The sequence below is a fragment of the Nocardioides aequoreus genome (assembly GCF_000720335.1).
Classification (GTDB): Bacteria; Actinomycetota; Actinomycetes; order Propionibacteriales; family Nocardioidaceae; genus Marmoricola; species Marmoricola aequoreus.
The window spans coordinates 261,210-274,932 of sequence record NZ_JOJN01000001.1 but is presented as its reverse complement, the minus strand read 5'-3'; the positions used below and the strand labels follow the sequence as shown (position 1 = coordinate 274,932).

The 13,723-nt window shown below is 73.4% G+C and carries 11 protein-coding genes; 4 read left to right on the top strand and 7 right to left on the bottom strand.

The features are described from left to right. Positions 1–44: 44 nt before the first annotated feature. Entirely contained in the window at positions 45–980 is a 936-nt protein-coding gene (locus IG63_RS0101270) for a tetratricopeptide repeat protein (protein ID WP_030482570.1), read from the top strand. 68 nt (positions 981–1,048) lie between these two features. Beyond that, complete coding sequence (locus IG63_RS0101265) at positions 1,049–1,546, top strand: universal stress protein (protein ID WP_245604236.1); 498 nt, start codon at positions 1,049–1,051, stop codon at positions 1,544–1,546. Between the two features lie 6 nt (positions 1,547–1,552). On the opposite strand, the gene IG63_RS0101260 is transcribed toward IG63_RS0101265, so the two are convergent. From IG63_RS0101260 to IG63_RS0101235, 6 genes are read right to left on the bottom strand one after another with little or no spacing between them, the layout of a single operon-like run. Next, positions 1,553–1,912 carry a hypothetical protein gene (locus IG63_RS0101260; protein ID WP_030482568.1) on the bottom strand — a complete coding sequence of 120 codons (360 nt, stop codon included), beginning with the start codon at positions 1,910–1,912 and terminating at the stop codon, positions 1,553–1,555. Beyond that, positions 1,909–2,667, bottom strand: coding sequence for an NUDIX domain-containing protein (locus IG63_RS0101255; RefSeq protein WP_036194133.1), 759 nt, complete (start codon positions 2,665–2,667; stop codon positions 1,909–1,911). Before IG63_RS0101255 ends, IG63_RS0101260 begins: the two co-directional genes overlap by 4 nt. 34 nt (positions 2,668–2,701) lie before the next feature. Further along, on the bottom strand, positions 2,702–3,799 hold the full coding sequence (locus IG63_RS0101250; protein ID WP_036194131.1) for an SLC13 family permease: 1,098 nt from the start codon (positions 3,797–3,799) through the stop codon (positions 2,702–2,704). Positions 3,800–3,854: 55 nt separating this feature from the next. Continuing rightward, positions 3,855–5,735: a 1,4-alpha-glucan branching protein GlgB gene (glgB, locus tag IG63_RS0101245; RefSeq protein ID WP_051706017.1), complete on the bottom strand. Its 1,881-nt coding sequence runs from the start codon at positions 5,733–5,735 to the stop codon at positions 3,855–3,857. Beyond that, positions 5,732–7,054: a maltokinase N-terminal cap-like domain-containing protein gene (locus tag IG63_RS23450; RefSeq protein WP_245604235.1), complete on the bottom strand. Its 1,323-nt coding sequence runs from the start codon at positions 7,052–7,054 to the stop codon at positions 5,732–5,734. Before IG63_RS23450 ends, glgB begins: the two co-directional genes overlap by 4 nt. Continuing rightward, positions 7,051–9,030, bottom strand: a complete 1,980-nt coding sequence (locus IG63_RS0101235) for an alpha-1,4-glucan--maltose-1-phosphate maltosyltransferase (RefSeq protein WP_030482563.1) — start codon at positions 9,028–9,030, stop codon at positions 7,051–7,053. Before IG63_RS0101235 ends, IG63_RS23450 begins: the two co-directional genes overlap by 4 nt. A gap of 110 nt (positions 9,031–9,140) precedes the next feature. On the opposite strand from IG63_RS0101235, the gene glgP reads away from it, so the two are divergent. Beyond that, on the top strand, positions 9,141–11,735 hold the full coding sequence (gene glgP / locus IG63_RS0101230; protein WP_030482562.1) for an alpha-glucan family phosphorylase: 2,595 nt from the start codon (positions 9,141–9,143) through the stop codon (positions 11,733–11,735). Positions 11,736–11,834: 99 nt separating this feature from the next. Here glgP and IG63_RS21205 read toward each other — a convergent pair whose 3' ends face one another. Then, a complete protein-coding gene (locus IG63_RS21205; RefSeq protein ID WP_051706015.1) occupies positions 11,835–12,785 on the bottom strand; it encodes a hypothetical protein in 951 nt (316 codons plus the stop codon). Positions 12,786–12,952: 167 nt separating this feature from the next. Here IG63_RS21205 and map point away from each other — a divergent pair, with 167 nt between their 5' ends. Beyond that, positions 12,953–13,720 (top strand): type I methionyl aminopeptidase, encoded by a 768-nt coding sequence (gene map, locus IG63_RS0101220; RefSeq protein WP_030482560.1) that lies wholly within the window; start codon positions 12,953–12,955, stop codon positions 13,718–13,720. Positions 13,721–13,723: the final 3 nt, after the last annotated feature.

Sequence of the window (13,723 nt, the reverse complement as noted above, 5' to 3'; positions counted from 1 at the left end):
AGGGGTGTGTCGGCCGGTGCCGCCACCTGGGCAGAATGGGAGCCATGAGCCAGCAGCCGTTCTCCCGCCCCGGTGCCGTCGACCTCTCCGCGCTGCAGGGGGCCGCCCCGGGAGCCGCTCCCGGTGGCGCCGCGCCCACGGGCGGGGTCGCAGGCGCGCCGTACGCCGTCTCGGTCACCGAGGAGACCTTCCAGGAGCTGCTCGAGGCCTCCCGCAACGCGCCCGTCCTGCTGAGCTTCGAGAGCCCGAGCCGCTCGCCCGAGAGCGTCAGCCTCGGTGACGACCTGCAGACGGTCAGCAGCGAGCTCGAGGGACGGGTGCTGCTCGGCCGCGTCGACGTCGACCAGGTGCCGCAGATCGCGCAGGCGATGCAGATCCCGAGCATCCCGCTGGTCGTGCTCGTGGCCCAGGGCCGTCCGATGCCGCTGCTGCAGGAGGCGGTCTCGCTGGAGGAGCTGCGCACGGCGCTGACCCAGGTGCTGCAGCAGCTCACCGCCAACGGCGTGACCGGGCGCCACCAGCCGCGCTCGGCGGCCCCGGCCGCCGACGAGGACGGCGAGGACCAGCTCGACCCCCGCTACGCCCCCGCGCAGGACGCGCTCGAGCGCGGCGACATCGCCGGCGCCGTGGCGGAGTACCAGAAGCTGGTCGACGCCAACCCCGCCGACAGCGAGGCGGCCGCGGGCCTGGCGATGGCCAAGCTGCTGCAGCGCACCGACGGCGTCGACCTGCAGCAGGCGCGCCAGGCGGCGGCCGAGAACCCCGACGACGTCGACGCGCAGACGCTGGTCGCCGACCTCGACCTGCTCGGTGGCCACGTCGACGACGCCTTCCACCGGCTCATCGAGGTGGTGCGGCGCACCAGCGACGCGCCCCGCGACGCCGCGCGCACCCACCTGATCGGCCTCTTCGGCGCTGTGGGCGACGCCGACCCGCGGGTGCAGCGAGCCCGGCGCGAGCTCGCCTCGGCGCTCTTCTGACCCGGCTCTCTCTGACACACTGACGACAGCACGACCGCCCAGCTCCCACTGCTCCCCAGGAGGCCCCCATGTCGACAGCGCAGGTAGCCAGCTCCCTGGAGATCGGCAAGGAGATGGTCGTCGGCTACGACGGGTCCGAGGCCTCGCTGCAGGCGGTGCGCTGGGCCGCGCGGCTGGCCGCGCGGCTGGGCGAGCCGCTGCACGTGGTGCGCTCCTGGATCATCTCGACCGCGCCCCGGCCCGCCTCGGCCACCACCGGCTACGTGCCGCCCCTGACCGACTTCGAGGCCGCGGTGCTCGAGCGCCTGCGCCGCGACGTCGACCGCCTCGGCCTGACCTGCGAGGTGCACCTGCACGCCGTGCACGGCTCCGCCGGACGCCGCATGGTCGAGGCCTCCGAGAAGGCCTCGGCGATCGTGGTCGGCAACCGCGGCGCCGGTGGCTTCATGGGCCTGCGGATGGGGTCGACGGCCGAGCAGATCGTGCGCAACGCCCACTGCCCGGTCGTGGTGGTGCCGGTCGACGCCGACGACGCCGGCGACCCGGTCGACGCCGAGCTGTCGTAGCCCGCGCTACTCGTCCTCGTCGTCCTCGTCGCGGCCACGCACGTGCAGGGCGTCCCAGCCGCGGTCGAGCACCTTCTCGAGCAGGCGGGCGTTGATCCACGCGGCCGCCGTCCAGACGGTCACCCAGGCCAGGCCCATCGGCAGGCTCACCTCGTCGTGGCCCACCCCGGTCCAGAAGCCGACCGCGAGACCGGCGTAGAAGCCCACCCACATCGCCACCAGGCTCAGCGGCAGCGCGAGCACGACGAGCGCGGCCCAGGCGGCCTGCGAGGGCGCCAGCAGCACCCAGACCGAGGTGGCGGCGACGACGGCGACGTAGGTCTGCGCGACCAGCGACAGGCGCGGGGCCGCCGTCACCGGGGTCATGTGCGGCCGCTCTCGGTGTACGACGCGGCGCCGCGGCGGGCGTTGGCCAGCGCGGCCTCCAGGCGGCGGAAGGTGAAGTCGGCGCAGCGCTCGCGCACGTCGTCGAGGTGGTGGAAGTCGACGCCGCGGATCTCGCGCTCCTGCTTGACCACGTGGTCGAGCAGGGAGGGGTCGTGCACGCCGCCGTCGAAGACCAGGCACAGGGCGTCGTCCCAGCCGCTCCACGGCGGCAGCCAGTCGGCGAGCAGCAGCGGCCCCGGCTCCAGCGACAGCGCCAGCTCCTCCTGCACCTCGCGGCCGACGGCCACCTGCGGCGACTCGCCGACCTCGACCACGCCGCCCGGCAGGTCGAGGTCGCGCTTGTAGGTCAGCTGGCACAGCAGCACGCGGTCGTCGGGGTCGCGCACCAGCAGCTGGCTGATCGCCCGCTTGCGGGGGAGGAAGGAGTTGAGCAGCGAGCGGAAGCCCTCGGGCTGCTCCAGCGGGGTGTCGTCGTTGAGCCGGGCGTAGACGATGCGGTCGCCGTCCTGGGCGCCGCCGTCGGCCACGCCGCGGGCGACGCCCTCGCGCAGCAGCCCCGCCCAGGTGGCGACGCGCTGGCCCTCGCGGTCGTCGGGCGCGACGTGGGTCTCGACCCGCGTCGAGCCGCCCTTGAAGGCCGACTCGACCACGCCCCGCACCTCGGCGGGCTCGACGTCGTCGGTCCACGACACGCGCACGACGCCGGGGGAGACGGGGATCAGCTCGGCGGGCACGGTCTCAGCGTAGGCCCCGACCGCACGGCTCCGGTCACCACCAGAGCACCGCGGCCACCCCCGCGGCGACGGCGAGCGGCACGACGAGCAGTCCTTCCCGGGCGAAGCGGCGGGCGGTCACGACGACGCCGCGGCGCCGGCACGCGCGCAGCCAGAGCAGGTTGGCCAGCGCGCCCCAGGTCAGCAGCAGCGGCCCGACGTTGACCGCCACCAGCGTGGTCAGCAGCCGGTCGACGCCCCCGGCGCCCGCGAGCGCCACCGGCTCGAGCAGCAGGTAGGCCGGCAGGTTGTTGGCGCCGTTGGCGAGCAGCACCCCGGCGCCCGCAAGCGTGGCGAGGTCGCCGGCGGAGTCGCCGCGCCCCAGCACGTCGCCCAGCCAGGGCTCCAGCCGCGGGCCGAGGCTGCCCAGCACGGCGAAGAGCACCGTGGCGAGGGCGAGCACCGACCAGGGCACCAGCCCCAGCAGCCGGTGTGGCGCCACCAGGGCCGGGCGGCGTACGGCGAAGCAGGCGACCAGCACCAGCACGCCGACCCCGGCCGCCAACCAGGGCTCGACGCCGAGCACGACGGCCGGGGCGAGCAGCACCACCACGGCCCCGGCGACCCCGGCCAGGACCCGGTCGCCCGCGGGCAGCATGCCCGGTACCTCGTAGCGGCCACGGAGGTCGGCGCGGTGACGCGCGAGCAGCCCCGCCACCACCACGGCCAGCACGGCCAGCTGCGGGGCCCAGGTGGCCTGCACGAACTCGTGCGGGTGCAGCGAGAGCCGCTCGATCGCCAGCAGGTTGGTCAGGTTGCTGATCGGCAGCAGCAGCGAGGCGGTGCTGGCCAGCCAGACGGCGGCGAAGGCGAAGGGCAGCGGCGGGATCCGCAGCTCGCGCGCGAGCGTGAGCCCGATGGGGGCGAGGAGCACCGCGGTCGTGTCGATGCTGAGCAGCCACGTGGTCACCGTCGCGAGCGCGCAGAAGAGCCCGAAGAGCACCACCGTGCGGCCCCCGGCGAGCGTGGCCGCCACGTGGGCGGCCAGGTCGAAGAGACCCGCGTCGTCGCTGAGGTCGGCCACCAGCTGCACCAGGACGAGGAACAGCAGCACCGGCCACACGCGCTCGGCCAGGGGGAGCAGATCGATCACCTGCGTGGGGTCACTCTCGGCTCACTCTCGGGTCACTCTCGGGGTCACGCTCGGGCTACGCCTGGGGGCTGCGGCGCAGCCACACCGTCCCGAGCGGCGGCACCCGCAGCGAGGCGGAGGCCGGCTGGCCCTGGTGGGGCTCGCCGTGCGCGGTGACCGTGCCGAGGTTGCCGACGCCCGAGCCGCCGTAGACCTCGGCGTCGGTGTTGAGCACCTCGCTCCACTCCCCGGTGAAGGGCAGGCCCAGGCGGTAGGCCTCGCGCGGGCCGCCGGAGAAGTTGGTGACGCTGACCAGCGCCCCACCGTCGGCGTCCCAGCGGGCGAAGGCCAGGGTGTTGCCGGCGGCGTCGTCGGCCTCGATCCAGGTGAAGCCCTCCGGGGAGGAGTCCTGCGCCCACAGGGCGGGGGTGTCGAGGTAGACGCCGTTGAGGTCGGCGACCAGGCGGCGCACGCCCTCGTGGTCGCGGTCGGAGAGCAGCCACCAGTCGAGCTCGCGCTGCTCGGCCCACTCCTGGTCCTGCGCGAACTCGGTGCCCATGAAGAGCAGCTGCTTGCCCGGGTGCGCCCACATCCACGAGAGGTAGGCGCGCACGCCGGCGAGCTTCTGCCAGCGGTCGCCGGGCATCTTGCGCAGCAGCGAGCCCTTGCCGTGCACGACCTCGTCGTGGCTGATCGGCAGCACGAAGTTCTCGGAGAAGGCGTAGACCATCGAGAAGGTGGCCTCGTGGTGGTGGTGGCTGCGGTAGACCGGGTCGCGCGCGATGTAGGCGAGCGAGTCGTGCATCCACCCCATGTTCCACTTCAGCCCGAAGCCCAGGCCGTCGCTGTCGGTCGAGCGGGTGACGCCCGGCCAGGAGGTCGACTCCTCGGCGATGGTGACGGCGCCGGGCACGGTCTTGTAGACCGTGGCGTTGAGCTCCTGCAGGAACTGCACGGCCTCGAGGTTCTCGCGTCCGCCGTGCACGTTGGGCTGCCACTCGCCGTCGTTGCGGGAGTAGTCGAGGTAGAGCATCGAGGCGACGGCGTCGACGCGCAGCCCGTCGATGTGGAACTCCTGGAGCCAGTAGAGCGCGTTGGCGACCAGGAAGTTGCGGATCTCGTGGCGGCCGAAGTTGAAGACGTAGGTGCCCCAGTCGGGGTGCTCGCCGCGGCTGGGGTTGGGGTCCTCGTAGAGGGCGGTGCCGTCGAAGCGCGCCAGCGCCCACTCGTCCTTGGGGAAGTGGGCCGGCACCCAGTCGACGATGACGCCGATGCCGGCCTGGTGCAGCGCGTCGACGAGGCGGCGGAAGCCGTCGGGGTCGCCGAAGCGCGAGGTCGGGGCGTAGTACGACGTGACCTGGTAGCCCCACGAGCCGCCGAAGGGGTGCTCCATGACGGGGAGCAGCTCGACGTGGGTGAAGCCCATCTCCACGACGTACGCCGTGAGGTGCTCGGCGAGGTCGTCGTAGCTGTAGGTGCCGGCGCCCGGGTGGTGGCGCCAGGAGCCCAGGTGCACCTCGTAGACCGACATCGGCTGCTGGTCGGCCCGCCCGCCCTCGGCGCGCGCCTGCATCCACTCCTCGTCGCCCCACTGGTGGGTGCTGTCGAAGACCACGGACGCGGTGTGCGGCGGCACCTCGGTGTGGAAGGCCAGCGGGTCGGCCTTGTCGCGCCAGTGGCCGTCGGCGCCGCGCACGTGGAACTTGTACTCCGCCCCGGACCCGACGCCCGGCACGAAGCACTCCCAGACCCCGGAGGACTCGACGGCCGCCATGGGGGAGCGGGAGCCGTCCCAGCCGTTGAAGCCGCCGCGCACCTGCACCTCGAGGGCGTTGGGCGCCCACACGCGGAAGACGGTGCCCTCCTCCTCGACGTGCGCGCCGAGGACGTCCCAGAGCCGCTCGTGACGACCCTCGTTGATCAGGTGGAGGTCGATCTCGCCGATCGTGTGGCTCACTGTGGGCCTTCCTTCGGTGTGGGCGTCGTGGCGATCCGCTGCACGGCCGCCAGGGGGATGTCTACCCAGTCGGGCCGGTTGCGTGCCTCGTAGCCCACCTCGTAGACGGCCTTGTCGACCTCGTAGGCGTCGAGCAGCGACTGCTCGGCGGGGGTGAGGCAGCGACCGGCGTAGCCGTGGAGGAAGCGCGCGCGCGGCGTGGTGGCCCAGCCGGGCTCGGCCCCTGCGGCGTGGGCGGCGTAGTCGAAGGAGCGCAGCATGCCGGCGACGTCGCGCCACCGCGAGTCGGGCAGCCGGCGCTCGGCCAGCGGCTTGGCGGGCTCGCCCTCGAAGTCGACGAGCCGCCACCCCGAGGGGGTCAGCAGGGTCTGGCCGAGGTGGAGGTCGCCGTGCACCCGCTGCACCTCCTGCTCGCCCTGGTCGCCCAGGCCGTCGAGGCGCTGCCGCAGCCCGTCGGCGTACGGCGCGAGCTGCGGGAAGCCGATGAGGGCCGCCTCGACCCGCACCCGCATCCGCTCGGCGAGGTCGTCGCCGTCGACGGTGCCGGTGGGGAACTGCTCGGCGAGGGCGTGGTGGGCCGACGCGACGGTCGCGCCGAGCGCCAACGCCTCGCCGGCGAAGTCGTCGCCGCGGCGGGCGGCGTCGAGCGTGAGCGCCCAGCCGTCGTGGGCGTCGACCAGGAACTCCTGCAGCATCGCGAGGTCCTCGGTGCGCTCGCCCTCGCCCGCCGTCACCCAGCCGCGCAGCGCCCCGACCGTGGGGTTGCCCGCCGCCGTGAGCGCGGCGTGGATCTCGATGTCGGGGTTGCGGCCGGGGGTGACCTGGCGGAAGAGCTTGAGCAGGGTGCGGTCGCCGTAGACCACGGTGGTGTTGCTCTGCTCGCCGGTGAGCAGGCGCGCGGGCAGGGCGGGGTCGAGCGCGCCGTCGTCGGAGCTGCCCTCGACGTCGAGCCGGTGGAAGACGGCGCCGCCCACCTGCCGGGTGCCGCCCGGCTCGGTGCGCGCGAAGACCTCGAGGTAGCGCGCCATCGACTCGGGGTCGTGCACGGCGTCGTAGGTCCAGCGCCCCTCGTGGCGGCCGAGCAGGGCGTGGTGGAGGTCGGCCCGCTCGACGGGCAGGTGCACCAGCGGCATCTGGTAGCGCTCGACGTCGCGGCGCCCCTCGCCCTCGTACTCCACGGTGAGCACGTCGAGGGTGAGCAGCGCGTCACCCACGTGCACGCTGGCGACGCGGTCGACGTCGGTCACCTCGTAGTGCCGGCCCTTGCCGGCGAACCAGCGCGCGCCACCGAGGTAGTCGGTCATCTGGGGGTGGCTCATCGGTGGCCCCCATGACGACGGACCGTCAGCACGTGGGCGGGCTCGTGGTGCGGGTCGAGGTGCACGTAGTTGTGCGCGCCCCACTCCCAGTCCTGGCCGGTGATCTCGTCGTGCACGTCGAAGCGGTCGTGCCACTCCATGCCCAGCGCCGGCAGGTCGAGGTGCGCGGTCGTGGTGTGGGCGGCGTACGGGTCGAGGTTGATGACCGCCACGACGATGTCGGAGCCCTCCTGCTTGCTGTAGACCAGCACGGCGTCGTCGTCGCTGGAGTGCACGTGCAGGTTGCGCAGACGCTGCAGGGCGGGGTGCGCCTCGCGCACCTGGTTGAGCCGGGTCAGGTACGGCGCCAGGGTCTCGCCGCGCTCGGCGGCGCCGTCCCAGTCGCGCACCCGGATCTGGAACTTCTCGGAGTCGAGGTACTCCTCGCTCCCGGGCTTGACCGCCACGTGCTCGAAGAGCTCGTAGCCGGCGTACACCCCCCAGCTCGGCGAGCTGGTGGCCGCCAGCGCCGCCCGGATCTTGAAGGCCGGCGGGCCGCCGTACTGCAGAAAGCCGTGGAGGATGTCGGGGGTGTTGACGAAGAAGTTGGGGCGCAGCACCGCGGACGTCTCGTGCGAGACCTCCTGGAGGTACTCCGCGATCTCCCAGCGGGCCGTGCGCCAGGTGAAGTAGGTGTAGCTCTGGTGGAAGCCGACGGTGGCCAGGGCGCGCATCATCGGCGGCTTGGTGAAGGCCTCGGAGAGGAAGAGCACGTCGGGGTCGGTCTCGCGCACCCGCCCGAGCAGCCACTCCCAGAAGACGACGGGCTTGGTGTGCGGGTTGTCGACGCGGAAGATCCGCACCCCGCGGTCCATCCAGAAGCGGAGCACCCGCTCGCACTCGGCGTAGATGCCGTCGGGGTCGCGGTCGAAGTTGATCGGGTAGATGTCCTGGTACTTCTTCGGCGGGTTCTCGGCGTAGGCGATGGTGCCGTCGGCGCGCACGGTGAACCACTCCGGGTGCTCCTTGGCCCAGGGGTGGTCGGGCGCCGCCTGCAGCGCGTAGTCGAGCGCGACCTCCAGGCCCGCCCTCTTCGCCTCGGCCAGGAAGTGGTCGAAGTCCTCGAGCGTGCCCAGGTCGGGGTGCACGGCGTCGTGGCCGCCGTCCTTGCTGCCGATCGCCCACGGCGAGCCGACGTCGTCGGCCGAGGGGGTCAGGGTGTTGTTGGCGCCCTTGCGGTTGACCTCGCCGATCGGGTGGATCGGGGGGAGGTAGATCACGTGGAAGCCCATGGCCGCCACGGCCGGCAGCCGCTCGGCCGCGGTGCGGAAGGTGCCGCTGACGACCTTGCCCGTGGCCTCGTCGACGTAGGCCCCCTCCGAGCGCGGGAAGAACTCGTACCAGCTGGAGTAGAGCGCCCGCTCGCGGTCGGCGAAGAAGGGGTAGGGGCCCTCGGTCGTGAGCAGGTCGCGCAGCGGGTGGGCCTCGAAGACGGCCAGCAGCGCCTCGTCCTCGGCGGCCGCGAGGCGCACCTCGAGCGGCCGGGAGCTGTCGCCCACGGCGGCCTTGACGTCGGCCACGCCGGCCAGCTCGGCCTCGGTGAGGTCGCCCTCGGCCACGACGCGGTCGAGCAGCAGGCCGAGCTCGGTGAACATCAGCTCGGTGTCGACGCCGGCGCGGATCTTGATCGGCCCGTCGTGCAGCCAGGTGCCGAGCGGGTCGCTCCACGACTGCACCTCGAAGGTCCAGGCGCCCTCGACGTCGGGCCGCACCGTGGCGGCCATGCGCGACACCTCGTCCTCGACGGGACGCATGCGCAGCGGCGGCCGCCGCACGCCCGAGGGGTCGGTGGCCACCACCTCCGCGCCGAGCTGGTCGTGGCCTTCGCGGAAGACCAGCGCGGTGACGTCGAAGGCCTCGCCGACGGCGGCCTTCGCGGGGTGTCGTCCGAGGTCGACGACGGGAGTGACGTCCATGACGGGGATGCGTCCGACCATGCGCTCACCTTGTCCGTTGTGGTGCGGGCACGCAAACGGTGCCCCGGAAGCGGCCGGCCTACTCGGGTGATCTTTGGAACGATCCAACGAAATTGGGCTAGCGTGGGCGGGTGCGTGCGATCCGACGATTCACCGTCCGTCCTGTCCTGCCCGAGAAGCTCGCGGCGCTGACCGAGCTGGCGACCAACCTGCGCTGGTCCTGGAGCCCGGAGACGCAGGACGTCTTCGCCGAGATCGACCCCGAGGTGTGGCGCGCGAGCGGCCACGACCCGGTCAAGACCCTGGGTGCGGTCTCGCCGGCGCGGCTGGAGGAGCTGGCGGGCGACAAGCGCTTCCTCAAGCGGCTGCGCGCCGCCCAGGACGACCTCGAGGGCTACCTCTCCGCCGACCGCTGGTTCCAGAAGCAGGTCAAGGGCGGTCGCCGGGCCGAGGCGCAGGACCTGCCGCGTGCCATCGCCTACTTCAGCTCCGAGTACGGCATCACCTCGGTGCTGCCGCAGTACTCCGGCGGTCTCGGCATCCTCGCCGGCGACCACCTCAAGACCGCCAGCGACCTCGGCATCCCGCTGATCGGCGTGGGCCTGCTCTACCAGATGGGCTACTTCCGCCAGGCGCTCTCGCGCGAGGGGTGGCAGCAGGAGAGCTACCCCGTGCTCGACCCCGACGGTCTGCCGATCACGCCGCTGCGTGCTGACGACGGCAGCCAGGAGGTCGTGCAGGTCGAGGTGCCCGGAGACCAGCCGATGCGCGCCCGCGTCTGGATCGCGCAGGTCGGCCGCGTGCCGCTGCTCCTGCTCGACACCGACATCGAGGACAACCCGCCCCACCTGCGCGAGGTCACCGACCGCCTCTACGGCGGCACCACCGAGCACCGGTTGCAGCAGGAGCTCCTGCTCGGCATCGGCGGCGTCCGCGCCGTCCGTGCCTACTGCCGCCTGACCGGCCACCCCGCGCCCGAGGTCTTCCACTGCAACGAGGGCCACGCGGGCTTCCTGGGCGTGGAGCGGATCCGCGAGCTCACCGTGGCCGAGGGCGGCCCCGGACTCGACTTCGACACCGCGCTCGCCGTGGTCCGCGCCGGCAGCGTCTTCACCACCCACACCCCGGTGCCCGCGGGCATCGACCGCTTCCCGCGGCAGCTCGTCGAGCAGTACTTCGGCGCGCAGAGCCCGGTGGCCGGCGTGCCGGTCGACCGGATCCTGGCGCTGGGCGCGGAGGACTACGAGGGCGGCGACCACGGCGTCTTCAACATGGCGGTGATGGGCTTCCGGCTCGCGCAGCGCGCCAACGGCGTCTCCGAGCTCCACGGCGAGGTCAGCCGCGGCATGTTCAACGGGCTGTGGCCGGCCTTCGACGAGGCCGAGGTGCCGATCACCTCGATCACCAACGGCGTGCACGCCCCCACCTGGGTCGGCCGCGAGGTGCTCGAGCTCGCCGGCCAGCACGGCGACGACGTGTGGGCCGCGGTCGACAAGGTCCCGGCGGCCGACCTGTGGGCCACCAAGCGCGTGCTGCGCCAGAAGCTCATCGACGACGCGCGGGTACGGCTGCGCAAGTCGTGGCTCCAGCGGGGCGCCGCCCCGGCCGAGCTCGGCTGGATCGACTCCGCGCTCGACCCCGACGTGCTCACCATCGGCTTCGCGCGCCGGGTGCCGTCGTACAAGCGCCTCACGCTGATGCTGCGCGACCCCGAGCGGCTCAAGCGGCTGCTGCTCGACCCGGAGCGGCCGGTGCAGCTGGTGATCGCCGGCAAGAGCCACCCGGCCGACGACGGCGGCAAGCAGCTGATCCAGCAGATCGTGCGCTTCGCCGACGACCCCGAGGTGCGCCACCGCATCGCCTTCCTGCCCAACTACGACATCGCGATGGCGCAGCCGCTCTACCCCGGCTGCGACGTCTGGCTCAACAACCCGCTGCGCCCCTACGAGGCCTGCGGCACCTCCGGCATGAAGGCCGCGCTCAACGGCGGCCTCAACCTCTCGATCCTCGACGGCTGGTGGGACGAGTGGTACGACGGCGACAACGGCTGGGCGATCCCCTCCGCCGACGACGGCAGCGGCGCGGGCGCCGAGCTCGACAACGGCCGGCGTGACGACATCGAGGCCGGTGCGCTCTACGACCTGCTGGAGAAGGACGTCACCCAGCGCTTCTACGACCTCGACACCAGCGGTGTGCCCGTGCGCTGGATCGAGATGGTGCGCCACACGCTGAAGTCGCTCGGCCCCAAGGTGCTCTCGACGCGCATGCTCAAGGAGTACGTCGAGAAGCTCTACGCCCCGGCGGCCGAGGCCTCCCGGGCGCTCAACGACTCCTTCGACGGCGCCCGCGCCCTGGCCGCGTGGAAGTCGCGCGTCGTCGGCGGCTGGGGCGAGGTCCGCGTCGACCACGTCGAGAGCGAGGGACTGCCCGACGTGCCCGAGATCGGTGCCGCCCTCGACCTGCACGCCTACGTCTCGCTCGGCGGCCTCGCCCCCGACGACGTCGTGGTCGAGGTCGTGCACGGCCGGGTGCAGGCCGACGACTCCCTCGTCGAGACCTCCACCACGCCGCTGGCGCTGGGGGAGAGCTACGAGGCCGGCCGCCACCGCTTCGACGGCCACGTCCCGCTCTCCCGCGCCGGCTCCTTCGGCTACACCGTCCGCATCCTGCCCAGCAACCCCGACCTCGCCACCCCGGCGGAGCTCGGCCTGGTCGCCTTCGCCTGACGGCCGGCAAATTCACCGGCCGGCCGGTGAATCTGCCGAGTGCTACGTGCTGGTCGTCTGCGAGGGCGTACGACGACGCTGGTGTAGCACTCGTCGGGCTCAGGGGAGGCGGTAGGGCCGCGCCGACCACGTCTGCGGCCGCGCCGCCGCCTGCGCGCGCCGTGCTGCGGCGCGCAGCCGCTCGGCGACCTCGGCCTCGTCGCCACGGTGGCGACCCACGACCGTGACCACCTCGAGGCCCACCGCCTCGAAGGCCTCCTCACGGCGTACGTCGCTGCGGCGCGACGCGGCGTGCAGGTGCGTGGCGCCCTCGAACTCGGCGACCAGCCCGAGCTCGAGGGACAGCAGGTCGGGGCTGCCGACGACTCGCCCGTCGGCGTCGGCCACGAGCCAGTTGCAGCGGGGCGGGGGGAGGCGGGCGAGGAGCACCCAGACCAGCCGCAGCCACGACTCCTGCGGCGACCGGCTGCGCTCGTCGGCCAGGGCGAGGGCGCGGCGTACCCGTGCCACTCCGCGCTGCCCGCCCCGCTCCGCCAGCTCGCGGCGTACGTCGTCGTGCGTGACGACGCGTGCGGCCAGCGCCATGTCGAGGACCGTGACCGCCGCGCCGAGGTCGGGGGCGTCGGAGGCCTCCGCGACGACCGCGGCGGCGGGGGCCACGCACGGCACGGCGTAACGGCTCACGACGGGGACCGGTCGACGGGTGCGGACGACGCGCGAGCCGGGCAGGGGACGCAGCCGGGGCGCCTCGTGCGGCACGACCAGCGGCACGGCCAGGGGCTCGCGCCCACGCACACCGTCGAAGTACGCCGCCCCGTGCAGCCGCAGGCTCGCCCAACCGCCGACCGCGCCACCCTCGGGGAGTCGCCGCGACTGCTCGAGGATCCGCTGCTCGACCGAGGGTGCGACGTGGGACGGCACGTAGAGCCCGGGCGTCGTACGCCGCCAGCCCGGCCCGCGTGCCCGCCCCGGCGTCACGCCCTCGCCCACCCGCACCGGCTCGACGAGGGCGCTGGGTGCCGGGCAGCGGGGTCGGAAGGTGCCGTCCACGGCCCCACCCTGCGTGCCCGTGAGCGTCCGCGGCGGCCCCGAGGCGGATCTGTGGACGACGAGTGCCACGCCACGGTCGTGACTGGCCCGCGCGGGCGACGCTCACGTGGCACTCGGCGGATTCACCAGTTGGCTGGTGAAACCGGCAGCGCCGTACGCTCGGCACCGTGATCGAGCTGAGGACCCCGACCGAGATCGAGCAGATGCGACCCGCGGGACGGTTCGTCGGCGAGGTGCTGACCGCGCTGGTCGAGAAGGCCGACGTGGGGGTCAACCTGCTCGAGCTCGACGAGCTGGCGCACCGGATGATCAAGGAGCGCGGGGCCGAGTCGTGCTACATCGACTACCACCCGAGCTTCGGCGCGATGCCCTTCGGCAAGGTGCTGTGCACCAGCGTCAACGACGCGGTGCTGCACGGGCTGCCGCACGACTACACCCTCGCCGACGGCGACCTGCTCAGCGTCGACTTCGCGGTCAGCGTCGACGGCTGGGTGGCCGACTCGGCGGTCAGCGTCGTGGTGGGGGAGCCCGACCCGCAGGACCTCGCGCTCATCGACACCACCGAGCGGGCGCTCGCCGCGGCGATCGAGGTGGCCCGGCCCGGCAAGCGGCTCGGCGACGTGAGTGCGGCGATCGGCGACGTCGCCCGCGCCGAGGGGCTCGGCATCAACCTGCAGTTCGGCGGCCACGGCGTCGGGCGCACCATGCACGGCGACCCCCACGTCGCCAACGACGGCCGCCCCGGCCGCGGCTTCAAGCTGCGGCCCGGGCTCGTGATCGCGATCGAGCCGTGGTTCCTGCAGACCACCGACGAGCTGCGCACCGACCCCGACGGCTGGACCCTGCGCAGCGCCGACGGCTCTCGCGGCGCCCACTCCGAGCACACCGTCGCGATCACGGTCGACGAGCCGATCGTGCTCACCGCCCGCGCCTGAGGC